19 protein-coding genes and 1 tRNA gene are annotated in these 25356 nt (G+C 73.7%); 7 read left to right on the top strand and 13 right to left on the bottom strand.

All coding sequences use genetic code 11. The annotated features are described in order from the left end of the window. The first annotated feature begins 71 nt into the window (after positions 1 to 71). Together ACZ56B_RS27185 and ACZ56B_RS27180 are read left to right on the top strand one after the other, a co-directional pair. Positions 72 to 275: a cold-shock protein gene (locus ACZ56B_RS27185; protein WP_437064304.1), complete on the top strand. Its 204-nt coding sequence runs from the start codon at positions 72 to 74 to the stop codon at positions 273 to 275. A 43-nt stretch (positions 276 to 318) separates the two neighbouring features. Then, a tRNA-Met gene (locus ACZ56B_RS27180) sits at positions 319 to 392 on the top strand. 142 nt (positions 393 to 534) lie between these two features. Here ACZ56B_RS27180 and ACZ56B_RS27175 read toward each other — a convergent pair. Further along, entirely contained in the window at positions 535 to 1194 is a 660-nt protein-coding gene (locus ACZ56B_RS27175; protein ID WP_468795994.1) for a TetR/AcrR family transcriptional regulator, read from the bottom strand. A 171-nt stretch (positions 1195 to 1365) separates the two neighbouring features. On the opposite strand from ACZ56B_RS27175, the gene ACZ56B_RS27170 reads away from it, so the two are divergent. Both ACZ56B_RS27170 and ACZ56B_RS27165 read left to right on the top strand, forming a co-directional pair. Continuing rightward, positions 1366 to 2484, top strand: coding sequence for a serine hydrolase domain-containing protein (locus ACZ56B_RS27170; RefSeq protein WP_468795991.1), 1119 nt, complete (start codon positions 1366 to 1368; stop codon positions 2482 to 2484). Between the two features lie 459 nt (positions 2485 to 2943). Further along, positions 2944 to 3477, top strand: a complete 534-nt coding sequence (locus tag ACZ56B_RS27165; protein ID WP_468795988.1) for a 2'-5' RNA ligase family protein — start codon at positions 2944 to 2946, stop codon at positions 3475 to 3477. 532 nt (positions 3478 to 4009) lie between these two features. Here ACZ56B_RS27165 and ACZ56B_RS27160 read toward each other — a convergent pair. The 4 genes from ACZ56B_RS27160 to lepA all read right to left on the bottom strand — a co-directional run bounded on the left by ACZ56B_RS27160 (position 4010) and on the right by lepA (position 10152). Then, positions 4010 to 4300, bottom strand: a complete 291-nt coding sequence (locus ACZ56B_RS27160; protein ID WP_468795985.1) for a hypothetical protein — start codon at positions 4298 to 4300, stop codon at positions 4010 to 4012. A 314-nt stretch (positions 4301 to 4614) separates the two neighbouring features. Beyond that, entirely contained in the window at positions 4615 to 5676 is a 1062-nt protein-coding gene (locus ACZ56B_RS27155; protein WP_468795982.1) for an ABC transporter permease, read from the bottom strand. Between the two features lie 464 nt (positions 5677 to 6140). Beyond that, on the bottom strand, positions 6141 to 8015 hold the full coding sequence (locus ACZ56B_RS27150; RefSeq protein ID WP_468795979.1) for an AMP-dependent synthetase/ligase: 1875 nt from the start codon (positions 8013 to 8015) through the stop codon (positions 6141 to 6143). A 268-nt stretch (positions 8016 to 8283) separates the two neighbouring features. Continuing rightward, positions 8284 to 10152 (bottom strand): translation elongation factor 4, encoded by a 1869-nt coding sequence (gene lepA / locus ACZ56B_RS27145; RefSeq protein WP_468795976.1) that lies wholly within the window; start codon positions 10150 to 10152, stop codon positions 8284 to 8286. 252 nt (positions 10153 to 10404) lie between these two features. On the opposite strand from lepA, the gene rpsT reads away from it, so the two are divergent. Next, the gene (gene rpsT / locus ACZ56B_RS27140; RefSeq protein ID WP_468795973.1) at positions 10405 to 10671 is read left to right on the top strand and encodes a 30S ribosomal protein S20; all 267 of its coding nucleotides are present in this window, start codon (positions 10405 to 10407) and stop codon (positions 10669 to 10671) included. 238 nt (positions 10672 to 10909) lie between these two features. Here the strand turns inward: rpsT and holA are convergent, their stop codons facing one another. The 8 genes from holA to leuS form a co-directional block, all read right to left on the bottom strand. Beyond that, on the bottom strand, positions 10910 to 11899 hold the full coding sequence (holA, locus tag ACZ56B_RS27135) for a DNA polymerase III subunit delta (protein WP_468795970.1): 990 nt from the start codon (positions 11897 to 11899) through the stop codon (positions 10910 to 10912). A gap of 128 nt (positions 11900 to 12027) precedes the next feature. Next, positions 12028 to 12273 carry a hypothetical protein gene (locus ACZ56B_RS27130; RefSeq protein WP_468795967.1) on the bottom strand — a complete coding sequence of 82 codons (246 nt, stop codon included), beginning with the start codon at positions 12271 to 12273 and terminating at the stop codon, positions 12028 to 12030. Positions 12274 to 12297: 24 nt separating this feature from the next. Continuing rightward, a complete protein-coding gene (locus ACZ56B_RS27125; RefSeq protein WP_468795964.1) occupies positions 12298 to 13137 on the bottom strand; it encodes an arylamine N-acetyltransferase family protein in 840 nt (279 codons plus the stop codon). Between the two features lie 78 nt (positions 13138 to 13215). Next, positions 13216 to 15813, bottom strand: a complete 2598-nt coding sequence (locus ACZ56B_RS27120) for a ComEC/Rec2 family competence protein (protein ID WP_468795961.1) — start codon at positions 15811 to 15813, stop codon at positions 13216 to 13218. After that, complete coding sequence (locus tag ACZ56B_RS27115) at positions 15810 to 16907, bottom strand: ComEA family DNA-binding protein (protein WP_468795959.1); 1098 nt, start codon at positions 16905 to 16907, stop codon at positions 15810 to 15812. The genes ACZ56B_RS27120 and ACZ56B_RS27115 overlap by 4 nt, the downstream gene beginning before the upstream one ends. A gap of 123 nt (positions 16908 to 17030) precedes the next feature. Then, positions 17031 to 17876: a DegV family protein gene (locus tag ACZ56B_RS27110; RefSeq protein WP_468795956.1), complete on the bottom strand. Its 846-nt coding sequence runs from the start codon at positions 17874 to 17876 to the stop codon at positions 17031 to 17033. An 83-nt stretch (positions 17877 to 17959) separates the two neighbouring features. Then, positions 17960 to 18706 (bottom strand): hypothetical protein, encoded by a 747-nt coding sequence (locus ACZ56B_RS27105; RefSeq protein WP_468796064.1) that lies wholly within the window; start codon positions 18704 to 18706, stop codon positions 17960 to 17962. A 191-nt stretch (positions 18707 to 18897) separates the two neighbouring features. Further along, the gene (gene leuS / locus ACZ56B_RS27100) at positions 18898 to 21774 is read right to left on the bottom strand and encodes a leucine--tRNA ligase (protein ID WP_468795953.1); all 2877 of its coding nucleotides are present in this window, start codon (positions 21772 to 21774) and stop codon (positions 18898 to 18900) included. Between the two features lie 529 nt (positions 21775 to 22303). Between leuS and ACZ56B_RS27095 the strand changes: the two genes are divergently transcribed. Together ACZ56B_RS27095 and ACZ56B_RS27090 are read left to right on the top strand one after the other, a co-directional pair. Further along, positions 22304 to 23596, top strand: coding sequence for a cytochrome b/b6 domain-containing protein (locus ACZ56B_RS27095; protein ID WP_468795950.1), 1293 nt, complete (start codon positions 22304 to 22306; stop codon positions 23594 to 23596). Beyond that, complete coding sequence (locus tag ACZ56B_RS27090) at positions 23593 to 25203, top strand: NADH-ubiquinone oxidoreductase-F iron-sulfur binding region domain-containing protein (protein ID WP_468795947.1); 1611 nt, start codon at positions 23593 to 23595, stop codon at positions 25201 to 25203. Before ACZ56B_RS27095 ends, ACZ56B_RS27090 begins: the two co-directional genes overlap by 4 nt. Positions 25204 to 25356 lie beyond the last annotated feature (153 nt).

Raw genomic sequence — 25356 nt, 5'->3', positions numbered from 1 at the left:
GCGCCTTTCCTCAGGGAGGCCCCCCGCTATTCACCCCTGCCGGCCCCGCCGGCGAGATCGAAGGACGCAGTATGGCCAGCGGCACCGTGAAGTGGTTCAACTCCGAGAAGGGCTTCGGTTTCATCGCCCAGGACGGCGGCGGACCGGACGTCTTCGCCCACTACTCCAACATCTCCGGCAGCGGCTACCGCGAGCTGGTCGAGGGCGAGCCGGTCACCTTCGACGTCACCCAGGGCCAGAAGGGCCCCCAGGCGGAGAACATCGTCCGCGGCTGACCACCGCCGACCTGCGGAGCCCCGTGCGGGGAGGCGCCACCGACGCGGGGTGGAACAGCTCGGTGGCTCGCTGGGCCCATGACCCAGAGGTCGCAGGTTCACCTCCTGTCCCCGCTGCGAAAGAGGGGCCCGGCATCAGCCGGGCCCCTCTCGCGTTCCCGCTCAGCGCGCGGCCGGAATCGAAGTGGCGGCGGGGGCCTTCCGGGCGACGAGGGCTGTCTATGGCGCGCTGCCTCTCGAGGCGACGGGCTGGTGGCCCTCAGTTCGAGCGGACCGCCGCCTCGATGTGGGCGAGTTGGGCGGCGAGGATCTCCTCGAACGCGGCGCGGCGATCCGCCCCGAGGGGGCGGACGTCGCGGGCGAAGTGGGCCAGGGCCGGGAAGCGTTCGGGGTCGGCGCCCAGAACCGCCACGCGGAACAGCTCCATGCCCTGTTCGTGCTCCTCGGGGGTGACGGTGCTGACCCCGGCCTCGGAGGCGATCAACGCGGCGATGAGGACCGCCATCCGGTGGTAGCGCGCCGGGATCTCCTCGTCGGGCAGTCCCGACGCGCGCAGGGCCTGCAGCACCTCTTCCATGACCAGTCGGGAACCGGCGCCGCTCGACGCGTAGCGTCCCCAGACCGCGGCGAGCTGGGGCTGCTGTCCGAAGGCCGCTCTCACGCGCAGGGCCAGGGACGTGATGCGCTGCTTCCAGTCGCCCTCGGGTCGGTGACCGTCCATCGCGGCCAGGAGAATCCGGTCGGCGACCGCGCGCAGCAGCTCGGTCTTGCTGCGGAAGTGCCGGTACAGGCTGGAGGAGTCGGTCCCGAGGGCCGCGGCCAGTTTGCGCACGCTGAACGAATCCGCGTCGCTCGTGCGCAGCAGCTCCGCCGCCGCATCCAGGATCTCCTCGGTCGTCCAACGCCTTCGACCTGCCATCTCGCTCCTCTCGCCAGATCTCATCCTACCTGTGCACTTGGTGATGCACGCACCGCGTGCATAATGGAGGCACGAGCATGCCGGGCGGGCCGGCACGCCACTCGTGCCCTGTTGCCCGGGTCAGGCGACCGATGCGGAGCTCACCCCGGGGAACGCGAGAGGACGCATGACGTGAAGAACCCACTGGATTCCGCGACGCTGGACGCAGCCGTCGAAAACGTCCACCGCGCCGGGATGCCGGGCCTGTTCGCCGAGGTGCGTGACGGCGACCGGGTCTGGCGCGGCGCCGCCGGGGTCGCCGACGTCGCCACCGGCCGCCCCGTCACCGCCGACCTGCGGCACCGCGTCGGCAGCATCACCAAGACCTTCACCGCCGCCGCGGTCCTGCAGCAGGTCGAGAGCGGTCGGATCGGTCTGGACACACCGATCGGCCGGTACCTTCCGAAGCTGGTCCCCGGAGAGCGCGGTGCCGCGATCACGGTACGGATGCTGGTCAACCACACCAGCGGCCTCGCCGAGTACCTCCCGTACGCCTACCCCTCCCTCAAGGCGTACCCCGCCCTCGCGGACACCGGGCCCCAGAGCCTGGACGACCACCGGTTCACACGGTTCGACCCCGTCGAACTGATCGAGATGGGGGTCACCGCACCCGCCGTCGGCGCCCCGGGCGGTACTCCGGGGGTGTACTCCAACACCAACTACCTGCTCCTCGTCCAACTCCTGGAACAGGTGACCGGCACCACGGCCGAGCGGTACATCACCCGGCACGTCATCGAGCGCGCCGGGCTGCGGGACACCGAACTCCCCGCCGGGCCGTACGTCGGCGGGCCGCACTCACGGCTCTACGAGGCGTGGTTCGGCATGATCGACCCGCCGCGCGACTACAGCGTCTACGACATGTCATGGGTGGGACCGTCGGCCTCGCTGATATCGACCGTCTCGGACCTCAACCGCTTCTACGGCGCGCTGCTGGCCGGGGAGATCGTCAGCCCGTCGTCGCTGGCGCAGATGCAGCGCACCGTCCCGGTCGTCTCCCAGGAGGGAAAGGTGATCGACTACGGCCTCGGCCTGCACCCGATGGAGGGACCCGGCCGGGGCACCTTCTGGGGCCACGGCGGCACGGTCTGGGGCGGTGGAGCGCTGGCCATGACCCGTGCCGACGGCAAGCGGCAGCTGGCGGTCGCGGTGAACATGCAGAGGTGGAACAGGCTCGACCCCTCCGGCAAGCCGCAGCCCCACCCCATCGACGACGCGCTCGCGACTCTGTACCGCGTGGCGATGTACGGCTGACCGGGCCGGGAGCGGCGCAGGGGAGGCGTTCCGTGCCGCACACCTCCCTGCACCGGCTGTGCCTGGCCGCCGCGGTGCAGCACAGACCGCCCACCGCGCACCAGCGGGCCCGTGACGCCTGGGGAACCAGGAAGCCCACCTCCGCCGACCGTCTGCGCGGGCACCCGGAGCGGGCCGTGCCGCTCGTACGAGGCAGGCCCTGGCAATGGCGGCACCGTCCGCGCCGACGCGCGCAGGATCCCCGCCTCCGTCTCCTGGTGCTTTTGCCGGTGCGGCCCGGACACGGCACACGGCGAACGAGGGGATCGGGTGGACGCGGCCCGGTGGACGTCCTGGTGCCGTCGGCCGCGGCCCGTCCTGGAGCACCATCGGCTCCACCGCCTTCCGCCGCGCTTCCCCGGCAGTGCGGCCCGCCCCGCGGACACGCTCACACTCACAGACCGCCGGTAGGCTACGGCGGTGCGCACGGTCGAGCTTCTGTTGGACGAGGCGGCGGAGCTGGCGGTTCGCGAGGCCTGGCAGCGGCTCGCGGACGCGGGGTTGCCCAGTCAGGCGCGTCACCGCTCACCGACCAACAGCCCGCACCTCACCCTGGCCGCCTGCCCGGAGCTGACCGCCCCGATCCGCTGGGAGCTCGCCGAGGTCGCCGCCGCCCTGCCGCTGCCGGTGCGGTTCACCGGCACGGTTCGCTTCGAGCGGCCCACCTCGGTGCTGGCCTGGGCGCTGGACCGCGACTGCGCGCTGGTCGGCTTGCACCGCAGGGTATGGGAGGCGGTGGCCTCGGACAGCCCGCCCGGGACCCTCAACCCGTTGCACGAACCCGGGCGCTGGATCCCGCACATCACCCTCGGCCGTACCCGGCGGGCGGGTGCCTTCACCGGCCGCCGCCTGCCCGAACTGCTGCCGGTGCCGCCGCTGTCGGCCCGGCTCGTCACCCTGCGCAGCTACGACACCGAGACCGGCGCCCTGGAAGTACTGGCGCCCCGCCTCTGAAACGCCCCGACGCCGACCGGCCGGCCCGCTGCCGAACGGGCCGGCCGGCGGACCACGGCCAGGAGCAAGCCGCCGCACCCCAGCGGCACCGCTCCCGGGGCCCCGGCCGCTCCGGCCACCTGACCCGAGACGGCGCCGCGGTGCGCACCGTCCCACCTCCGGCGGCCGGACCCCAGCGCGGAGAGGTGTTCACGTGAGCGGTGTGCCCACCCCGCCCGAGGCGGCACGGCGGCCTCGCACCAGACCCGATGCGCCGACCGGCCGGCGAAGCGGGCAAGCCCCTCCGCGGCGCCGCCCGGCGAGCCGGCGGCCGCCGGCCCCGGCGACGCCGTGATGAGGGTGCGCGGCCTCGCGCCGGCTTCCGGCAGCGCGGCCCACGCCGACGCAGGGGCAGCGACGGTGGCGAGCAGCAGGTCGCCCTCGTGGGGACGGGCGTCGAGCAGCGGCTCCTCGAGGGGGCCGAGTTCCCCCGGGGGCGCGTACCGCAGCCCGTGCACAGCGCGCACCAGACGCACAGCGCGCACCGGACGGGTCACGTCAGCGGTGGGTGGTGGCCGGCGGGGTGGGCCCAGTTCGTCGAGCGTGAGGTCGGGGGCGCGGCACCTGGTCCATCGGTGCCGGGCGAGGCCCCGGCTGCCAGCAGACACAGGACGTGGTCGGCGGCTCCGTCGACCGATGCCGCGCAGGGAGGCGTGGTGCCGTCGGTGTCGCTGGTCTCGCGGCGGGCCCCGGCTCGCAGCAGGGCGTTGATCCGGGTGCTGTCGCCGAACGCCGCCGCTTCGACGAGACGCTTGGACAGCTTCTTCCGCCGTCGTCTGTTCACGAACACTCAGGCCGGCCACCGGGCGAGCGGAACGTCCGGTCACGGCCATTCGCCGACGGCCGCAACCAGGACGGCCGCCTCGTGACGGACCGCGAGTCCGTCGTACCGCGTGACCACGGCGTGGTGTCCGTCGAGGCGACTGGTGCCGCACTCGACCGCGTGCCGGGCCCCGTGGTCCCCGGGATCGGATGCCGCGGACGGCCGCCGCGCGAACCGCGTTTCCCGCGGTTGCGGGTCCGGGCGGCGACGGCCGCGGACTCACCCGTCAGATGGTCTGCGGTGCGGTGCGGCCGACGGCCGGGTGACCGGGGCCGTCACGGCTCGGCGTGCGCCGGACGGCGCTCGCGACCGCCGGGATGCCGGTGCCGCCAGACCCAGAAGACCGTGCACGACACCAGGACCCATCCACCCAGCACCAGGAAGGGGAACGCGTGCTGGTGCCCCTGGAAGTACACCGCCGTGTGCTGCGCGTTGACCGAGGCGCCGGGCGGCAGCCACTTGCCGATCTCGCCCAGCGGGGACGGCAGCAGCGGCCAGGACACCGCGCCACCGGACGAGGGGTTGCCCAGCAGGATCATCAGCCCCCACGTCGGCAGCATCGCCCAGCGCCCGAACAGGGTGTTGAACATGGTGAAGACCATGCCGCTGGCGAACAGGGTGAGCGCCAGGATCAGCCACGACTCCACGAACGGCAGGTCGAGCGCGCCGAGCAGCCAGTCCACGGTCGCGGCGATGGCGAATCCGCCGAGCAGCGCGTAGGCGAGGGTGAACAGGATGCGTTCGAGGGGCGTCAGGGAGGGTGCGTGCACGCTGAGCTGGATCGCCCCGACGAAGCCGATGATGACGGCGGCCAGCGAGATGTAGAAGATCGCCAGTCCGCGCGGGTCGCCCTCCTGCAGCGGATTGAGGTCCTGGACGGTGACCTCGACGCCGGTTTCCTCCCCCACGGCCGGCGCCGCGCTGGCCAGCACCTCCGCGACCGAGGCCCCGGAGGCCCCCGACAGGTCGAGGACCGCGGTCCTCCCGTCGTCGCGGAGGTCGAGGACCGCAAAGACCTCCTGGTCGGCCATGGCCTGACGGGCTCCGGCGGCGCTGTCGTACACGTGTACCTTCACGGACGCGTTCAGTTCCTCCTCCAGACCGTCCAGGAATGCCTGCCCGCGGGCCTGTCCGTACGAGCCGACCACGGCCGTGGGGATCGAGTGCGGCGTCGGGTCGGCCATGGAGTAGGTGTACGAACCGGCGAAGAGGCCGGCCGCGGCCGCCAGGATGAGCACCAGCACGACGGCCGGCCACAACGGTGACTGCCGGAACTCGGACCACCGCTGTCCGCGCGTCGGCGGCTGGCTGTGGGCACCATGGGACATGTCGGCCATGGCCAGGACATTTCCACAGGCGAGGTGAAAGGGCACCCAAAGCGCCGTCACCCGTGGGAGTGCCGGGAGGAGTGCGCGCCGCCCTCGCAGGCGCTCCGGTGCGGTGCGGTGTGGGGCCGGGCGCCGTCGCGGGGTGAACCCGGGCGGCCGCACCCTCCGGACTCGGGATCGTCGGCGACGAGCGCAGGAAGGGCCCGGACCGGCACCTCCGGTCCCACCCCGCACACTCCGGCGAGCACGCGCCGGCCGGCCTCGTCGAGCACGCCCCCGCATCAGCCCGCACGCCACCGCCCCCGAGCCGGGGGCGAGCCGGGGGAGGGGGGGAGCACCACCGCACGTCCACAGCCGCGCCGGGGGGGGGGGGGGGGGGGGGGGGGGGGGGGGGGGGGGGGGGGGGGGCTCCCCCCCCCCCCCCCCCCCCCCCCCCCCCCCCCCCCCCCCCCCCCCACTCATTCATCAGGGGATCACGCCTCCCGCGCGCCCTCGTACATCTCGTCGATGAGGTGCCGGTACGCGCGCTCCACCACCGGCCGCTTCAGCTTCAGGCTCGGGGTGATCTCGCCGTGCTCGATGTCGAGGTCGCGCGGCAGGAGGCGGAACTTCTTGATGGTCTGCCAGCGCTGCAGGCCCTCGTTGAGCCGCTGGACGTAGCCGTCGACCATCTCGACCGTGGCGGGCGCGGAGACGATCTCCGCGTACGGCTTGCCCTCCAGGCCGTTCTCGGCCGCCCACGCCGTGATCGCGGCCTCGTCGAGGGCGATCAGGGCGGTGCAGTAGTTGCGGTCGGCGCCGTGCACCAGGATGTTCGACACGTACGGGCAGATCGCCTTGAACCGGCCCTCGACCTCGGCGGGCGCGATGTACTTGCCGCCGGAGGTCTTGATCAGGTCCTTCTTGCGGTCGGTGATGCGCAGGTAGCCGTCGTCCGACAGCTCGCCGATGTCGCCGGTGTGGAACCAGCCGTCGGCCTCCAGCACCTCGGCGGTCTTCTCGGGCAGGTTGTGGTAGCCCTGCATGATGCCGGGGCCGCGCAGCAGGATCTCGCCGTCCTCGGCGATGCGCACCTCGGTGCCGGGCAGCGGCTTGCCGACCGTGCCGGTGCGGTAGGCCTCGCCGGGGTTGACGAAGGAGGCCGCGGAGGACTCGGTGAGGCCGTAGCCCTCGAGGATGTGGATGCCGGCGCCGGAGAAGAAGTACCCGATGTCGGGGGCGAGGGCCGCGGAGCCGGAGACGCAGGCGCGCAGCCGGCCGCCGAAGGCCTCGCGGATCTTGGCGTAGACGAGCTTGTCGGCGAGGCCGTGCTTGGCCTTCAGCCCGAAGGGCGCGCTCGCGGTGCCGGTGCGGCGGAAGTTGTCCTGGGTGACCTCGGCGTACTCGCGGGCGACGCCGGCGGCCCACTGGAAGATCTTGTACTTGGCCCCGCCGCCGGCCCGGGCCTTGGCGGCGACGCCGTTGTAGACCTTCTCGAAGATGCGCGGCACCGCCGCCATGTAGGTCGGCTGGACCACCGGGAGGTTCTCGATGATCTTGTCGACGCGGCCGTCGACGGCGGTGACGTGCCCGACCTCGATCTGGCCGGAGGTGAGCACCTTGCCGAAGACGTGCGCGAGCGGCAGCCACAGGTACTGCACGTCGTCGCCGGTGACCAGGCCGGTCGCGGCGATCGCCTTCGCCATGTACGACCAGCTGTCGTGCGGCAGGCGCACGCCCTTGGGGCGGCCGGTGGTGCCGGAGGTGTAGATGAGGGTGGCGAGCTGGTCCTTGGTGATCGCGGAGACCCGCTCCTTGATCAGCTCCGGTTCCTTCCGCAGGCGGGCCGCGCCGCGGCTCTCCAGCTCGGCGAGGGTGATCACGAAGTCGTCGGTCTCGGCGCCGGCCTCGTCGATCACCACCACCCGGGTGAGATCGGGCAGCTCGGCGCGCTTGGCCACGGCCTTGGCCGCCTGCTCGGCGTTCTCCGCGATGAGCACCCGGCTCTGCGAGTCCGACAGGATGTAGGCGGACTCGTCGGCGTTGGTCTGCGGGTAGATCGTGGTGGTGGCGGCGCCCGCGCACAGGATGCCGAAGTCGGCGAGGATCCACTCGACGCGGGTCGAGGAGGCCAGCGCCACCCGCTCCTCGGGCCGCACGCCCAGTTCGATCAGGCCGGCCGCGATCGCGGTGACGCGCTCGGCGGACTGCGCCCAGGTCAGCGACTTCCAGCCGTCGGGCCCCTCCCCCGAGGCGGGCGGGACCGGGTAGCGGTAGGCCTCGGTGTCCGGTGTGGCCGCCACACGCTCCAGGAAGAGGGCCGCCACGCTCGGCGGACGGTTCTCGATCAGTGTCTGTGTGTGGCTCACGACATCCTCCGGGGCCCGCGACGGTGCGGCTGGCTCAGTGGGGCTGGTTACACTCGCGCGCCGTTGTTTAACTCGCGAGTAACTATCGAGCACGGACAGAGTAAGCGGCGACCGGCGACTGCGTAAGGGGGTGCGGCCTGCCATTTCCCCCGGAGAGCTACCCCCGGGACGCGCGGGGGCCCACCGCGCTCGCGCGCGGCAGGCCCCTTTTCCGCCCGGTTCGCGGAGTGACCCGCGGTAACATCGGTGACCCTCGGTCACCCTCCGGCTACTTCTTCCCCTTGCCCGGTCCCCCGCCCTCGTCGCTGGAGAGGACGGCGATGAAGGCCTCCTGCGGGACCTCCACGGAGCCCACCATCTTCATCCGCTTCTTGCCCTCCTTCTGCTTCTCCAGCAGCTTGCGCTTGCGGGAGATGTCGCCGCCGTAGCACTTGGCGAGGACGTCCTTGCGGATGGCGCGGATGGTCTCGCGGGCGATGACCCGCGAGCCGATGGCGGCCTGGACGGGCACCTCGAAGGCCTGGCGCGGAATGAGCTCCTTGAGCTTGGCGACGAGCCGGACGCCGTAGGCGTACGCCTGGTCCTTGTGGGTGATCGCGGAGAAGGCGTCCACCTTGTCGCCGTGCAGCAGGATGTCGACCTTGACCAGGCTGGAGGTCTGCTCGCCGGTGGGCTCGTAGTCCAGGGAGGCGTAGCCGCGGGTCTTGGACTTCAGCTGGTCGAAGAAATCGAAGACGATCTCCGCGAGCGGGAGCGTGTAGCGGATCTCGACCCGGTCCTCGGAGAGGTAGTCCATGCCGAGCAGGGTGCCGCGCCGGGTCTGGCACAGTTCCATGATCCCGCCGATGAACTCGCTGGGCGCGAGGATCGTGGCGCGGACGACCGGCTCGTACACCTCGTTGATCTTGCCCTCGGGGAACTCGCTCGGGTTGGTGACGGTGTGCTCGGTGCCGTCCTCCATGAGCACGCGGTAGACCACGTTGGGCGCGGTGGCGATCAGGTCGAGCCCGAACTCGCGCTCCAGGCGCTCGCGGATCACGTCGAGGTGCAGCAGGCCGAGGAAGCCGACGCGGAAACCGAAGCCGAGGGCGGCGGAGGTCTCCGGCTCGTAGACCAGGGCGGCGTCGTTGAGCTGGAGCTTGTCGAGCGCCTCGCGCAGCAGGGGGTAGTCGGAGCCGTCCAGCGGGTACAGGCCCGAGAACACCATGGGCTTGGGGTCCTTGTAGCCGCCCAGCGGCTCCTCGGCCCCCTTGTGCTGGCTGGTGACGGTGTCACCGACCTTGGACTGGCGGACGTCCTTCACCCCGGTGATGAGGTAGCCCACCTCGCCGACGCCGAGGCCGTCGGAGGGCAGCATCTCCGGCGAGTTGGTGCCGATCTCCAGCAGCTCGTGGGTCGCGCCGGTGGACATCATCCGGATCCGCTCGCGCTTGTTGAGCTGGCCGTCGATGACCCGGACGTAGGTGACGACGCCGCGGTAGGAGTCGTAGACCGAGTCGAAGATCATCGCGCGGGCCGGGGCGTCCTTGACGCCGACCGGGGCGGGGATGTCGGCGACCACCTTGTCCAGCAGCGCCTCGACGCCCAGACCGGTCTTCGCGGAGACCTTCAGCACGTCGTCGGGTTCGCAGCCGACCAGGTTCGCGAGCTCCTCGGCGAACTTCTCCGGCTGGGCGGCCGGCAGGTCGATCTTGTTGAGCACCGGGATGATCGTGAGGTCGTTCTCCATCGCCAGGTACAGGTTGGCGAGGGTCTGCGCCTCGATGCCCTGGGCGGCGTCCACCAGCAGGATCGTGCCCTCGCAGGCGGCGAGCGACCGGGAGACCTCGTAGGTGAAGTCGACGTGCCCGGGGGTGTCGATCATGTTGAGGATGTGCGTGTCGCCCGGGGCGTGGGTGGGGGCCCACGGCAACCGCACCGCCTGGGACTTGATCGTGATGCCGCGCTCGCGCTCGATGTCCATGCGGTCGAGGTACTGAGCGCGCATCTGCCGCTGCTCCACCACACCGGTCAGCTGGAGCATCCGGTCGGCGAGCGTGGACTTGCCGTGGTCGATGTGCGCGATGATGCAGAAATTGCGGATCAGCGCCGGGTCGGTACGGCTCGGCTCGGGTACGTGGCTGGGGATCGCGGGCACGCAGGGTCCTGATTCTTGAGGCGTCCGCACACGTGTGCTTGTCCGTCTGCGGTCTCGGGTCGGATCGATACGTAGCCTCCATGGTCCCACGGGTGGGGACCCGGGACGGGTTTGGGCCGCGGAATGGCCCGCTGCTAGTGTGAGGGGCTGTGTCTCATGCCCTCTCAGCGCGAGGCACCCCCCAAGAAATCACCGGTACGGATCCGTGCGGCACCCGTGCGGCCCCGTGCCAGAACCTGAAAAGGCTCATTCGTGGCGAACATCAAGTCCCAGATCAAGCGGAACAAGACCAACGAGAAGGCTCGGCTGCGCAACAAGGCCGTCAAGTCCTCTCTGAAGACCGCGATCCGCAAGACCCGCGAGGCCGTGGCCGCGGGTGACGTCGAGAAGGCCACCGAGTACCAGCGCGCCGCCGCGCGTCAGCTCGACAAGGCCGCCTCCAAGGGCGTCATCCACAAGAACCAGGCCGCCAACAAGAAGTCGGCGCTGGCTCAGAAGGTCGCGACCCTCAAGGGCTGATCACTTTCCCGGTCCGGTCCCCGACCGGATCCGATCCCTGATCCGACCTGATCGCCGGAAGGACCCGGGCGGGCCCTCTCTCATCCGCCCCCGACCGGCACCCCCGGGCTCGTACGCGGCCTGCGTTCGCCACGCGGGTACGGGCTCACACGCTTGACCGAAGGCCCCGCTCCGCATCCTTCCCCAGGGTACGGGCGGGGCCTTCGGCTTCGTCCCGCGATCAGCCCCGGCCCCGCGGTCAGCCCCGGCCCCGCGAGCGGGCCGCCCGGGCGATCGTGACGACGGCCTTCTCCAGGGCGTACTCCGGGTCGTCCCCGGCGCCCTTCACGCCCGCGTCGGCCTCGGCCACCGCACGCAGCGCCACGGCCACGCCGTCCGGGGTCCAGCCGCGCATCTGCTGCCGCACCCGGTCGATCTTCCACGGCGGCATGCCCAGCTCGCGGGCCAGGTCCCCCGGCCGGCCGCCGCGCGCCGACTGCAGCTTCCCGATGGCCCGCACGCCCTGGGCCAGCGCGCTGGTGATCAGCACCGGCGCCACCCCGGTCGCCAGCGACCAGCGCAGGGCCTCCAGCGCCTCCGCCGCGCGCCCCTCGACCGCCCGGTCGGCGACCGTGAAGCTCGACGCCTCGGCCCGCCCGGTGTAGTACCGCCCGACGACCGCCTCGTCGATCGTCCCCTCGACGTCCGCGACCAGCTGGGACGCGGCCGAGGCCAGCTCCCGCAGATCGCTGCCGAGGGCGTCGACCAGCGCCTGGCACGCCTCCGGGGTCGCCGACCTCCCGGCGGTGCGGAACTCGCCCCGCACGAAGGCCAGCCGGTCCGCCGGCTTGGTCATCCTCGGGCACGCCACCTCCCGCGCCCCCGCCTTGCGCGCCGCGTCGAGCAGCCCCTTGCCCTTGGCCCCGCCCGCGTGCAGCAGCACCAGGGTGATCTCCTCGGCGGGCGCCCCGAGGTACGCCTTCACGTCCTTGACCGTGTCGGCCGACAGGTCCTGGGCGTTGCGCACGACCACGACCTTGCGCTCCGCGAAGAGCGACGGGCTCGTCAGCTCGGCGAGGGTGCCGGGCTGGAGCTGGTCCGGGGTCAGGTCGCGGACGTCCGTGTCGGCGTCGGCGGCCTTCGCGGCGGCCACCACCTCCCGCACGGCACGGTCGAGCAGCAGGTCCTCCTGGCCCACGGCGAGCGTCACGGGGGCGAGGGGGGCGTCGGATGCGGTCTTCCTGGCCATCGCGCCAAGCATCCCACGCACCACCGACACCGATGTGCCCAGGCGGTGACGGGACCGCTCACGGCGGCCTTCCGGACCGGCCCCCGCTCACGGCGGCGCCCCGGGCCGGCTCCCCCGCCCGGCACCGCTCACGGCTCCTCCCGCCAGCCCTCCCACCGCGCCGCGAACTCGTCCAGTTCCCCGGGGTCCAGCCGCTCCGCCTCGTCCCGCAGGACGACGAGCCACTGCGCGTCCTCCGCGTCGTCCTCGCCGGCCAGCGCGTCCCGCACCAGCCGCGGCTCCTCCGTCACGCCGAACCGCTCCCCGAGGGCCGCCGCCGCCTCCTCGGCGGCGTCCCGGTCGGGCAGCACCAGCACATGTCGCACATCACTCACGTGCGCCATTGTCCGGCACCGGGTTCAGGCCCCGCCCCCGGCACCCCGTACGGACGGCACCGCGTCCAGCACGATCCCGAACCGGTCCCGGTACACCGCGAGCACCTCCTCGTCCGGCCCCAGTTCCCGCTGCTCGCGCGTCCCGTCCGGCGCCGTGGCCGTGAACCGCCGGCCGCTGAGCGTGATCCTCCCCCCGTCCCCGGTGACCCGGGAGCACACCAGCGACCGCGTGAAGTGCGAGGCCGGCGACGTGCTGTGCCACCAGGCTCCGGCCCTGAAGTCGCCGAGCGCCCGCGGCCGCGTCTCCAGGCGGTACACCGGCCGCCCGTTCCGGCTCACGTCCAGGTCGGCGGCCTCCTCCGTCCCGTGCCCGCCGCGCACCCCGGCCGCGTCGGCGCCCGCCCCGGTGATCCGGAACGTGCCCCCGGGGTCCTCCTGCTCCCCTCCCTCCCCGAACGCCAGCGGCAGATGGCAGTGCGCCCCGAAGCCGACGTCGGCCAGCCAGTCGCCCCCGTCCACCGTCCGCACCCGCAGCGCGAGGTGGTCGTACGGGATGCCGAGCCGGCCCCCGTCCCCGTACACCCGTCCCGCGAGACGCGTGACGCCGAAGCCGAGTGCCGCGAGCAACGCACCGAGGGCGCCGTTGAGTTCGTAGCAGAACCCGCCCCGCCGCGCCCCCACCACCTTGTCCAGCAACCGCTTCTCGTCCAGCACGATCTCCTCGCCGAGGTGGACGGAGAGGTTCTCGAACGGCACGGTCCGCAGGTGCCGCAGGTGCAGGTCCCGCAGCGCCTCCGCGGTGGGCGAGGCCGGGTGCTCGGCGCCCAGGCGGCGCAGGTAGGCGTCCGCGCGCGATGCGTCCATGCCCCCAGTGTGGCGCGGGCGGCGGCTTCCCCGCCCGGCATCGCCCCCTCCCGCGGCCGCCGGCCGCCGGCCGCCGTGTCAGCGGTGCGCCACCGACAGCTCCCCGCTCCCCTCCTCCCCGCCGACCACCGCCAGGGCCCCGTCCCGGTCCGTGCGCAGCACCCGCGCTCCCTGGGCCCGCAGCGCGGCGAGCGTGCCCGGGGCGGGATGTCCGTACGGGTTGCCCTCCCCCGAGCTGATGAGCGCCAGCCGCGGAGCCGCCCGGCGCAGCAGGCCCGGATCCTGGTGGGCCGAGCCGTGGTGGGCGACCTTGAGGACGTCCACGTCCGCCAGCGCCCGGGCCGCCGGCGACCTGGCCAGGGCCCGCTGGGCCGGGGGCTCCAGGTCCCCGAGCAGCAGCAGGCGCAGGCCTCCGGTCCGCACGAGCAGGGCCACGCTGGCGTCGTTCGGGCCCCGGGGGGCGGGAGGCGGCGGGTACGTGCCCGGCGCGGCCGGCGGCGGCCACACCACCTCCCAGGACAACGTCCCCGTGCGCCGCCGCTCCCCGGCGACGGCGCGCGTCACCGGGACACCTCCGGCCGCCGCGATCCTCCGTACGAACGCGGCCTGGTCCGCGGGTTCCTCGAGGCCCGTCGTCCCGATCGCGCCCACCGGGCGTCCGCGCAGCACACCGGGCAGGCCCGCCACGTGGTCGGCGTGGAAGTGGGTCAGGACGACGAGGGGCACCCGGGTGACACCGAGGGCGCGCAGGCAGCGGTCCACGAGGGCCGGATCGGGGCCGGCGTCCACGACCACGCCGGCGCCCCCGCCCGCCGCCAGCACCATCGCGTCGCCCTGCCCCACGTCGCACATCACCATCCGCCAGCCCGGCGGGGGCCAGCCCGTGATCACCCGGGCCAGCGGCGGCGGCTGCACCACGACCACGACCAGCAGCAGCGCGCAGACACCGCACCACCAGGGGTGTCCCGGCAGCCGCCGCCCGACGAGCAGGGCGACCGGGACGAGCGCGGCGAGCGCCGCCGCCCCGGCCCAGCCGCCGGGCCAGTCCACTCCCGCGCCGGGCAGGGCCGCCCCGGTCCGGGCGACCTGCGCGATCCACTCCGCCGGCCAGCTCGCGCACCACGCCAGCGCCTTCGCGACCGGCATCGCGAACGGTGCCGTGGCCAGGGTCAGGAACCCCAGCACCGTGGCCGGGGCGAGCGCGAACTCCGCGAGGAGGTTGCACGGCACCGCCACCAGGCTCACCCGTGCCGCGAGCACGACGACCACCGGCGCGCACACCGCCTGGGCGGCGCCCGCCGCGGCCAGCGCCTCCGCGAGCCGGGGCGGCACGCCGCGCCGCCGCAGTCCCGCGCTCCAGCGCGGCGCGAGGGTGAGCAGGGCGCCGGTGGCCAGCACGGACAGCAGGAAGCCGTAACTGCGGGCCAGCCACGGGTCGTACAGCACCAGGAGCAGAACGGCCGTCGCCAGGGCCGGGATCAGTGACCTGCGGCGTCCGGTGGCGAGCGCGAGCAGCGCGACGGCTCCGCAGGCGGCGGCCCGCAGCACACTGGGGTCCGGCCGGCACACGACGACGAAGCCGAGGGAGAGCGCCCCGCCCAGCAGCGCCGTCGCGCGCAGGGAGATGCCGAGCCGGGGCGCGAGACCGCGTCGCTCCACGCGCTGCGCCAGACCGGGCGGGCCGAGGAGCAGGGCGAGGAGGATGGTGAAGTTGGCGCCGGAGACGGCGAGCGTGTGCGTGAGGTCGGTCTCCCGGAACGCCTCGTCCAGCTCCGGCGCGACCCGGGAGGTGTCGCCCACCACCAGCCCCGGCAGCAGCGCCCGCGCGTCCGCGGACAGGCCGTCGGTCGCCTCCCGCAGCCCGGCCCGCAGCCGCCCCGCCAGCCGTTGCGGTCCCGACGGCCGCGCCACGACCTCCGGTCCGTCCCGGCCCCGCACGCGCAGGACGGCCGCGAACCGGTCGCCGCCCGCCCGCGCGGGAGCGAGCCGCGCCTCGACCCGCAGCCGGGTGGAGGGCAGGAGCCCGAGCCACGGGGAGCGTTCCGCGCCGTGCCCGCCCGGGGAGGTCCGCGGGGCCGGGCGCGCGTCGACGATCACCAGGACCGGCGTCCGGGTCACCGCCGCCCCCGCGCCGGGCCCCTCCACCCGCCGTATCCGGGCCTCGACCAGGACGGCCGGCGGCGCCGGGCGGGAGCCGCCGGCCCCGGACCGGGCGAGCCGGGGGTCGGAGGTGATCTCGAGCTCGGCGGTCACCGGGGCGTGCTCCCGCGCCAGCTCCGGTACGGGGCCGCGCCACAGGTCCGCACCGTGCAGGCCCGCGGAGCCGGCGGCGGCGGCGACGCAGAGCAGCACGGCGGCACCGGACACCAGGAGGTGGGGGCGGGTGCCGGCCCGCCGTCCCCCTTCCCGTCGGCGCCCCGCCGCGAGGAGGGCGCCGGCCGCCGCCAGGGAGACGGTCACCGTGCCGGCCACCGCGCCGGGCGGGGCGTGCAGCGTCACCGCCGCCGTGGCCCAGGCCGCCAGCGCGGGCGGTACGAGCCGGAGGTCCGTCGGCGCCTCCCGGCGCGGGTGCGAGGCTCCGAGCCGCCGGCCGGACGCCGCGTGGACGGACCTCCGGGTGACGGGTCCGGCGGGGCGGGAGCCCCCCGGCGGCGCCGGGGCCGTGCCGTTCGTCATGGCCGCACCAGGTCGCGCAGGTCCGCGAAGCGGCGGTCACCGATGCCGTTGACCTCGCGCAGCTCGTCCACGGAGCGGAAACCGCCGTGCCGGGTGCGGTAGTCGATGATGTGCCGGGCCAGCACGGGGCCGACCCCCGGCAGGGCGTCGAGCTGCTCCGGCGTGGCGGTGTTGAGGGACACCGGCGCCGCGGGTCCGGTGCCCGCCGGCGCCCCTGCCGCGCCGCCGGGAGCCGCGGTGCCCGCGCCCGGCGCCGGGCCGCCGACGACCACCTGCTCCCCGTCCACCAGGAACCGGGCGCGGTTGAGGCCGTCGGTCCTGGTGCCGGGCCGCACTCCGCCCGCGGCCCGCAGCGCGTCCTCGACCCGGGAACCGGCCGGCAGCCGGTGGATGCCCGGCTCGCGCACCTTGCCGCTGACGTCGACCACGATCTCGGGCCCCGCCGAGCCGCCGGTCCCCTCCGCCCGGGCCGGCGCGCCCGCCCCGCTCTCCCCCGGGCCGGTCGCGTCCTTCCCCCGCTCCTCGTGGGGCGCGGCCGCCCGCACCACCTCCGGTGCCCGCACCGGCTGGGTCCGTCCGGTCCAGAAGTGCTGCACGGCGAATCCCACGACCACCACGAGCAGCACCGACAGCGCGACCGCGCTCCGCCGTTCCAGCCCGCACCGCGCCTGCGCCCACAGCGGCAGCCGCTCCCGCAACGCGAGCCCGAACCGCTCCCGGCGCCGGTCCCCCTCCCCCGCCGCGTCCACCGGGCCGGGGGCCCTCCCGGTCGCCACCCGGTCCGTGGCGCCCGCCCCGTCCTCCGGAGCGGCCCCGCGGGACCGGGCCGGCGGGGAGTCCTCCGCCGCGCGGCGCACGGCCCAGGCCGGGACGTGCCCGGCCCTCCGGCCGCGCCCGGCGCCGTCCCCGCCGGTCCCCTCACCGAACAGCGCCTCCGCCCGCCTCCGGAGGTCCTCCGCCGCGTGGCGGTCTTCGTGCCGCACCCGCCCCCGGGGCGGGGCCGGCCGGCGATGACGTGCGCGCCCGTCGGACGCGGGGCCGCGGCCCGGGCCGCTGGTCGCCGTCGCTGTGCGTGAACGTGGTCGAAGTGCCATGCGAGGAGGATCGGGCCTGCCGCGGCCTCCTCGGTGATCTTGGTCGTTCTCCGTGGACCACCGCTCGTCTGTGGACAACTCCGCCACCCGTACGGGTGGGTCCGCACGGCCGGCCGCGTCCCCTCACCGCGCCGAGACCACGACCCCCAGCAGTCCGGGCCCCGTGTGCGCCCCGATCACCGCCCCCACCTCGCTGACGTGCAGGTCGGCCAGTCCCGGTACCCGGGCCCGCAGCCGGTCCGCGAGGGCCGACGCGCGGTCCGGGGCGGCCAGGTGGTGGACGGCGATGTCGACCTCGGCGCCGCCCGCCCGTTCGGCCGCGATCTCCTCCAGGCGGGCGATCGCCCTGGAGGCGGTGCGGACCTTCTCCAGGGGTTCGATCCGGCCGTCCGCCAGCCGCAGCAGCGGCTTCACCGCGAGCGCCGAGCCCAGCAGGGCCTGCGCGGCGCCGATGCGGCCGCCGCGGCGCAGGTAGTCCAGGGTGTCCACGTAGAAGTAGGCGGAGGTGTCCGCCGCCCGTTTCTCGGCGGCGGTGACCGCCTCGTCCACCGTGCCGCCCGCCTGCGCGGTCTCGGCCGCCGTCAGGGCGCAGAACCCGAGGGCCATCGCGATCATGCCGGTGTCCACCACCCGCACCGGCACCGGCGCCCCGCGCGCCGCGACGACCGCCGCGTCGTGGGTGCCGGAGAGTTCGGCGGAGAGGTGGAGGGAGACGATGCCGGCGGCACCCGACTCGGCGATCCTGCGGTAGGTCTCGGCGAAGACCTCGGGACCGGGCCGCGAGGTGGTGACCGGGCGCCGCTTCTGCAGGGCCTGGGCGAGGGAGCGGGTGGAGATCTCGGTGCCCTCTTCGAGCGCGCGGTCGCCGAGGACCACGGTCAGCGGTACCGCCGTGATGCCGTGCCGCTCCATCGTCCGGGCCGGCAGGTAGGCCGTTGAATCGGTGACGATCGCGACATGGCGGGACATGAGCTGGAGGTTACCTGGCGTAGTGCCCGTGCGGCAGCCCGGCCCCGCGGGCCGGGTCCGGTCGTGGCCGGGTCACCCGGTGCTCAGGTGGTGCTCTCGGGGCGGGGCTTCTTCTGCCAGGGGTAGCTAGGGCGGGGGCCGGGCGGGGTGATGGCGGGCCGCACCGGCTCGGACGCGGGCTCCCCGGACGTGGCCCGCTGCGGCGTCTGCGGCCAGGGGGTCGCCGGGGTGTCGGCGGCGGGCGCCTCGGGCCAGGGCGCGGGCCGGGGACCGGACTCCTGCCCGGTGGTCGTCCAGTGCCGCAGGGCACCGGCCTCCATGTCGATCTGCGCGCTCAGCGAGTCCAGGTCGTCGTCCGCGAAGCGGCGGGCGCGGTCACGGGCCGCCCAGCGCAGGGAGTCCGCCGACCGGGTGATGCGCTCGGTGCGCTCGCGCAGCCCGGGCAGCCGCTCGGCGAGTGCGGCGCGGTCCGGCTCGGCCTCCAGGCGCCTGAGTTCGCCGTCCAGTTCGTGTCCGTGCGCGCTGAGACGGTGGAAGAGGCCGAGGGACTCCTTGAGGGACTCGTCCTCCGCGACGGCCGCCTCCAGCGCGTCCTGGGTGGCGCGCATGGAGGTGCGCAGCGCGAGCCGGAGCTGGGCGATCTCGCCGGCCGGGCCGGGCCGGCCGAGGGCCTTGGCCTTCAGGGTGTGGTCCTCGACCGTGCGGCGGGCCTGGGTGATGTGGCGGTCGGCACTGCGCTTGGCCGCACCGACGACCTTCACCGTGGCGTAGGCGCCGAACGCCAGAAGGAGCACGAAGAGCAGGGCGAACACCACCATCACTGCGCTCACTGCTTCCACGAGGCTCCTCCTCCGGGTCCTTCGGTCTGTCCCGGCACGCTCCGTACCGCTCTTCCACGGTAAACGAGACGGGCAGGTCCGGAGTTCCGGAAGAACCCCGAACCTGCCCGTAGGGGACCACCCCGAGCCGGGACGTCACACCCGGCGGGGACCGCTCCGGACGCCCGTCCGGCCGCCGCGCGTCACGCCGGGACGATGTTGACCAGCTTGGGCGCCCGCACGATCACCTTGCGGATGCCGGCCCCGTCCAGCGCGGCGGCGACCTTCTCGTCGGCCAGCGCGATCTTCTCCAGCTCGTCCCCGGAGATGGCCGGCGGCACCTCCAGCCGTGCCTTGACCTTGCCCTTGATCTGCACCACGCAGGTCACGGTCTCGTCGACCACGTACGCCGGGTCGGCCACGGGGAAGTCCCGGTGGACGACCGAGTCGGTGTGGCCCAGCCTGCGCCACAGCTCCTCGGCGATGTGCGGGGCCAGCGGCGCGACCAGCAGCACCAGGGACTCGGCGACCGGGCGCGGCAGCGGCCCTCCCCGCTTGGTCAGGTGGTTGTTCAGCTCGGTGACCTTGGCGATGGCGGTGTTGAAGCGCATGGCCTCCAGGTCGCCGCGCACGCCGTCGATCGCCTTGTGCAGGGCGCGCAGGGTGTCCTCGTCGATCCCGTCGGGCCCGGCGTCGACGACGGTGACCTCGCCGGTCGCCTCGTCCACGATGTTGCGCCACAGCCGCTGCAGCAGCCGGAACTGGCCGACCACCGCGCGGGTGTCCCACGGCCGCGACACGTCCAGCGGGCCCATGGCCATCTCGTACAGGCGCAGCGTGTCGGCACCGTACTCGGCGCAGATCTCGTCCGGGGTGACCGCGTTCTTCAGGGACTTGCCCATCTTGCCCAGCAGCCGGGAGACCTTCTCGCCCTGGTACCAGTAGGCGCCGTCGCGCTCCTCCACCTCGGCCGCCGGCACCGCGATGCCGCGGCTGTCGCGGTAGACGTAGGCCTGGATCATGCCCTGGTTGAACAGCTTGTGGAACGGCTCCGCCGACGAGATGTGCCCCAGGTCGTACAGCACCTTGGACCAGAAGCGGGCGTACAGCAGGTGCAGCACGGCGTGCTCGGCGCCGCCGACGTACAGGTCGACGCCGCCGTGCGGCATGCCCTCGCGCGGGCCCATCCAGTACTGCTCGATCCCGGGGTCGACCAGCTTCCCGGAGTTGTGCGGGTCCAGGTAGCGCAGCTCGTACCAGCAGGAACCGGCCCAGTTGGGCATGGTGTTGGTCTCGCGGCGGTACTTCTTCGGCCCGTCGCCCAGGTCCAGGGTGACGTTGACCCAGTCCTCGTTGCGCGACAGCGGCGTCTCGGGCTCGGTGTCGGCGTCGTCCGGGTCGAAGGTGCGCGGCGAGTAGTCCTCGACCTCGGGCAGCTCCAGCGGCAGCATCGACTCGGGCAGGGCGTGGGCGACGCCGTCCTCGTCGTAGACGATCGGGAAGGGCTCGCCCCAGTAGCGCTGGCGGCTGAACAGCCAGTCGCGCAGGCGGAAGTTGACGGTGCCCTCGCCGAAGCCGCTGCTCTCCAGCCACTCGATGATGCGGGTCTTGGCCTCGGCGACGCCCAGGCCGTCCAGACGGACCTCGTCGTTCGAGGAGTTGACGATCCTCGCGTCGTACGAGGAGAAGGCGCTCTCCCACGTCGAGGTGTCCGTGCCGCGGCCGTCGGTCGGCTCGACGATGCAGCGGATCGGCAGCTCGAAGGCGCGCGCGAACTCGAAGTCGCGCTGGTCGCCCGCCGGCACGGCCATGATCGCGCCGGTGCCGTAGCCCATCAGCACGTAGTCGGCGATGAAGACGGGCACCCGCTCGCCGTTGACCGGGTTGGTCGCGTAGGCGCCGATGAAGACGCCGGTCTTGTCCTTGGCCTCGGCCTGCCGCTCGACGTCGGACTTGGCGGCGGCCTGCGCGCGGTAGGCGGCGACGGCCTCGGCCGGGGTGGCGTGGCCGCCGGTCCACACCTCGTGGGTGCCCTCGGGCCAGGCGTCCGGGGTGAACTTCTCGACCAGCGGGTGCTCGGGCGCCAGCACCATGTAGGTCGCGCCGAACAGGGTGTCGGGGCGGGTGGTGAAGACGGTGATGCGCTCGCCGTCGATGGGGAAGTCGACGCGGGCGCCCTCGGAGCGGCCGATCCAGTTGCGCTGCTGCAGCTTGATGGCCTCGGGCCAGTCCAGCGCGTCCAGGTCCTCCAGCAGCCGGTCGGCGTAGGCCGTGATCCGCATGTTCCACTGGCGCAGCTTGGCCTTGAAGACGGGGAAGTTGCCGCGCTCGGAGCGGCCCTCGGCGGTGACCTCCTCGTTGGCCAGCACGGTGCCCAGGCCGGGGCACCAGTTGACCGGCGCGTCGGAGGCGTAGGCCAGGCGGAACCCGCTCAGGACGTCGGCGCGCTCGGCCGCGCTCAGCTCGCTCCAGGCGCGCGTGTGGCCCGGCACGGGACGCTCACCGGACTCGAACTGCGCGACCAGCTCGTCGATCGGGCGGGCCTTCCCCGCCTTCTCGTCGTACCAGGAGTTGAAGATCTGCAGGAAGATCCACTGGGTCCACTTGTAGTAGTCCGGGTCGATCGTGGCGAACGACCGGCGCTTGTCGTGGCCCAGGCCCAGCCGGCGCAGCTGGGACTTCATGTTCTCGATGTTGGCCTCGGTGGACACCCGCGGGTGCGTGCCGGTCTGCACGGCGTACTGCTCGGCGGGCAGGCCGAAGGCGTCGAAGCCCAGGGTGTGCAGGACGTTGTGCCCGGTCATGCGCTGGAAGCGGGCGTAGACGTCGGTGGCGATGTACCCCAGCGGGTGGCCGACGTGCAGTCCCGCACCGGAGGGGTACGGGAACATGTCCATGATGAACTTCTTGGGCCGGGCGACCGTCTCCGGGTCGCCCGCCAGGTCGCCGCTCGGGTTGGGGGCGGCGTAGGTGCCCTCGGCGTCCCAGAAGTCCTGCCAGCGTGCCTCGATCTCGGCGGCCAGGGCGGCCGTGTAGCGGTGCGGTGCGGCCTCCGCGGCAGCGGGGTTCGTCTCGCTCATGATCCTCAAAGCTCCATCGATCGTCTCTGCCTGCGCCTGCGGCTTCCAGAAATGAAAAATCCCCTCGCACAGGAGGGGACGCCGCGCCGACTCCGACCGGCCGGTCACCGGCGGTCGGGACTGATCAGCGCGGCTCGCTAAGCAGAAGGCGTACGGCACGCATGGCGCTAGGGTACCGCAGCCCCCGAGCGGGCCGCGACGCTCTTCGCGGGGGCGCGCGGAGCCGCCGGGACCGCAGCGCGGGGCCGGCGCGGTCGGCCCCCGATTGAATTCCGGTCAAGGATTACTTCGCGTAATGGCCGCTAAGGGGCATCACAACGACCGGATCGTCTTTTGGTAACGGCGCAATAACTCAAACCTCGTACTCGTCGGTATGGGCGGGGCTTAGAGTTCCGCCCGGGACCGCTTTACCGATACCTCGGAGTTGCCCCATGAACCGTCGCCCAGACAGCAGCCCACCCCCCGCACGGGGCCGGTCGGCTGCCGCTCCGCCGTGCCCGCTCCGAGTCGTGACGCCGGGAGGTGCGTCGTGAGGCCGGACGACAGCACGGCGGACGACTGGTTCCTCGAGTTCCTCAACTTCGGCGCGGGTGTCCTGTCGCTCGTCTGCCTGAGCTGCTCGGTGATCTGGGGGCTCGTCGCCCAGGACCGGATCCTGCTCGGCCCGCGCCAGCGGATCCTGGCGCAGGCGGTGCACCGGACGACCGCGGTCGCCTCGATCGTCTTCCTGCTGGTGCACATCGTCGTCAAGCTGGTGCTGGACCACACCACCTGGATCGCCGCGGTGATCCCCTTCGGCCTGGCCCTCACCGACGACGAGGCCGTCGCCGGCCGGTCCTTCCTCATCGGCCTGGGCACCAGCGCCGGCCTGCTGATGTTCTTCGTGGGCGTCACCGGCGTGCTGCGCAACCGCTTCGCCTCGCCGGCCCCCGTGGCCGCCCGCTGGCGGGCCATGCACATGCTGGCCTATCCGGCCTGGTGCGCCGCGCTGGTGCACGGGCTCTACGCGGGTCGAGCCGCGAAGCCGGTCTTCACCGTCCTCTACGGCCTGTCCGTGCTCGGCGTCATGGCGGTCCTCGTCCTGCGCGCCTCCCCGCCCCCGGTCAGGCGCAAGGTCGCCGACCGGGTCAGGACCCTGCTCGGCTCCCTGGTGCAGCAGGACCGCGTGGGGCTGCGCGAGGGCCCTGAGGGCAGGTCCGGAGCGGCCGGGTCGTCCCTGCCGGGCTCCCCGGGACGGCGCGGTTCCCGCTCCCGCGACGGCGGACCGCGCGGGGAGGGGTTCCGCGGCGACCGGCCGCGTGCGGACGCCCCGCCGTACGAGACCGCCGGGCGGCCCGTCGCCGCGGAGCCGGCGGACGGCTTCGCGGCCGCCTACCGCGCGGTCTCGGCGCCCCCCGGGCCGCCGCAGCAGCCCCTCTTCGCGGACCGGACGGCCCGCACGGAGCTGCCGCTGGACATGCAGCCCACGCAGAGCATGCCGGTCGCACCGGTCGTCGACGGTCCGTCGAGCACCTCGGGCAACTGGCCGATCCCGTCCCCTCCCCCGGTCGGCGAGGCCCCGCCGTCGGCGTACGACCCGCTCAACGACACCGGATACACCCTCCCGGTCTATGACAATCCGACCGGCCCCGGATACGGGTCGAGTGATGTGTACGACACCGGTGAGACGAACCCCCGCTACGACACGTACAACCCGAGCGACACGTACAACAGCGGTCCCGCCACTGAAACACTCCCCGGTGCGTCGCCCTCGTCGTCCTACGACTTCGACGCACCGGGCTCGGGCGAACCTTGGAACACGCCGTCCGGAGGCTACAAGTGAACGAGGCTCTGCCCGACGTACCCGAAGTCCGCGTGGTCGGTCTTCCCCAGCTCACGTCGGGTTTCGACCTTGTCGAGCGGCTCGATCTGCCCATGCACCTGAAGGTGCACGGGCCGCTCGAGCCGCTGGGCGGCGAGCAGCTCGCCCAGCTCGCCGAACGCATCAACCTCAGGGGCCGCGGCGGCGCGGGGTTCCCCTTCCACAAGAAGCTGCGCTCGGTCGCCGAAACGGCGATCAAGCGCGGCGTGCGGCCGGTCGTCGTCGTCAACGGCAGCGAGGACGAACCGGCCTGCCGCAAGGACACGGTCCTCATCAACCGTGCTCCGCACCTCATCCTGGACGGCGCGCTGCTGTGCGCCGAGGCCATGGGTGCCCGCACGCTCGTGGTGGGGGTCACCCGGGAGTCCACCCAGCGCTCCATGGAGGCCGCGCTCGCCGAACGCGGCCTGAGCAACGGGCGCCGCTCCGCGCTGCGCGCCCGGGTGCAGCGCAACCCGGTCCGCATGGTCACCGGTGCCGCGGCCTCCCTGATCCGCTCCATCGACGGCGGGCCGGCGATCCCGCCGGGCCGCAAGACCAGCGCCTCGAAGAACGGCGTCGGCGGCGCGCCCACGCTGCTGTCCAACGCCGAGACCTTCGCCCAGCTCGCCATCGCCGCCCGCATCGGCCCGGAGCGCTACGGCAACACCGGCCTGTACGACGAGCCGGGCACCGTGATGCTCACGGTCTCCGGAGCGGTGGCCCGCCCCATGGTGGTCGAGGTCCCGACGGGGGTGCCGCTGCGCTACGTGCTCCAGCTCGCCGGCGCCCCGCCGGTGCCGCAGGGCGTGCTGACGGGCGGCTACCACGGCAAGTGGATCGACGCGGCGACCGTCAACGAGGCGATCGTCTCCCGCAACTCCCTGGACGCGGTGGGCGGTTCGCTGGGCGCCGGGGCCATCCTGCCGATCAGTCAGGACACCTGCCCGCTGGGCGAGTCGCTGATGGTGGCGAAGTGGCTCGCCGAGGAGAGCGCCAACCAGTGCGGTCCGTGCTACCTGGGCCTGCCGGCCGCCGCCCGCGGCCTGGAGGACATCCTCAACGGCGGCGGCCCGGCCGCCCTGGAGGCGGTCAAGCAGGTCGCCAAGAACGTGAAGCGGCGCGGCGCGTGCTCGCACCCGGACGGCTCCGCGATGTTCCTGGAGTCCACCGTCAAGGCGTTCACCGACGACATCGCCGCGCACGTCCTCGGCAACGGCTGCGGACGGCCCGTGGCGGGCGTCCTGCCGCTCTTCGAGGGGGGCAGGGCCCCGACGGGCATCCCGGGCGGCCAGTCCGAGGAGAACGGCCCCAGCCGCCAGAAGATCTACGTCGACTGGACGCTGTGCCGGGGCCACGGCCTGTGCGCGGACATCCTCCCGGAGGTCTTCCAGCTCGGCGCGGACGGCTTCCCGACGGTGGCGCAGGCGCAGGTGCCGCGCCCCGTGGAGGACAAGGCGCTGCGGGCGGTGCGCCGCTGCCCGGCGCTGGCCCTGCGCATCGAGGACGAGGCACCGCAGGCCAAGGCGCCGTCCCGCAACCTGCCGGTGCTCTCCCCGGGCCGCGGCCGACGCGCCCTGGGCCGCTGACGCGGTCCCCGCGGCCGAGCGCCGCGGGGACACAAACGGCGCCGCGGGGACAGAAACACCGAGGGCGGACCATCCGTTCGGATGGTCCGCCCTCGACTGCTGTGGAGCTAAGGAGAATTGAACTCCTGACCTCCTGCATGCCATGCAGGCGCT

The organism is Streptomyces sp. NPDC034670, assembly GCF_055574875.1.
This window is presented reverse-complemented; position numbering and strand designations above follow the sequence as displayed.